2 protein-coding genes are annotated in these 1,086 nt (G+C 66.9%); both read left to right on the plus strand.

The features are described 5' to 3' along the window. A partial coding sequence (locus NJ959_RS29960) for a hypothetical protein (RefSeq protein WP_254015408.1) occupies nucleotides 1-525 on the plus strand: 525 nt, incomplete at its 5' end. Nucleotides 526-596: 71 nt separating this feature from the next. Next, nucleotides 597-1,086 (plus strand): hypothetical protein (locus NJ959_RS29965; RefSeq protein WP_254015409.1); only part of this gene is annotated, 490 nt, incomplete at its 3' end.

Raw genomic sequence — 1,086 nt, forward strand, 5'->3', positions numbered from 1 at the left:
CCCACGTCGGACACCGAGCGGCCAGACCGGAGGCGGGGGCGGTGCGGGCGGATGGTCGGGGCAATCGCGCGGCCGAGGGTCGTCGCCAGGGGGCCCGCGAGGTACAAGGCCGCGGTGCTCGTTGGGGGGGCAGGCCACTTTTGGCTCACCACCGAGAACAGCACCTACGCGGACATGATCCGCGCGATCCACGTTGAATGGACCACGCCGCCCACGCTCGCGCAGAAGCGCCGCATGGCCGAGGCGTATTTGCGCCACGCTCCGCTGGATGGGTTCCACACCGCCGCCACCCTTCATGGCACGCCCACGCTGGTAATCCAGGCCAACGCGGATTCAGCGGTTGCGTCGGTGCTGGGTGATGTTCTCTGGGAGCGATTGGGCAAGCCCGAACGTTGGATCCGCGCGGGTGAGCACTTGCCCCTGTTCATCTCGCTCATGAAGGACCTCCCCACGATCAACGATTGGCTCAATGCCAAGGTTCCTTCGCCGCGCGTCGAGCCGACTCCAGCGCCGGCAACGCCCTAAACTTGCCCGATGTTCATCGCTAGGCGAGCCGCCGCCCATCCTCCCCTGTTCACCGCGTCGCGAGCGACGGCATGAACGTCGTCGTCAGTCCCTATCACCTGACGACGCGTGAGGCCCCCGCGATGGCGTCGCTCCTCCTTCCCGCGCGCGTCGTGACGCTTTTGCCCGCGTCGCTCGAGAGTGACAGCGTTCATGCCGCGAAGCGAGCGGCAGAGCGTTCGCCGTGGTACACGCGGTTCATGGAAACTTGGGGCTGGACCTCGCCACTATGGGAAGAGGGCGTGATCTCCTCGCGCTGTAACGACGACGACGTCGCGACCGAGATGCGCGAGATCGCCGAACGCGTGCGCCAGGAAGAGCAGTATCTGCCGCTGCGTCCGTTGATGCGTGAGCACTTGTTCGCGGACGATCACACGTACCTGAGTTCGCTCGGCGCGGACCTTGTCAAGGGCGGGCCCGATCCCGGGAGCACGGTGCCGATGGCAGCGGCTCTGGATCGCTTTGCCCGTCGGCATGCCTGCTGCGTGGCGCGAGCGTTGCCCGTGTCGGTGGTGCAGAAAG

It is taken from the genome of Limnofasciculus baicalensis BBK-W-15 (genome assembly GCF_024178385.1).
Taxonomy (GTDB): Bacteria; Cyanobacteriota; Cyanobacteriia; order Cyanobacteriales; family Coleofasciculaceae; genus Limnofasciculus; species Limnofasciculus baicalensis.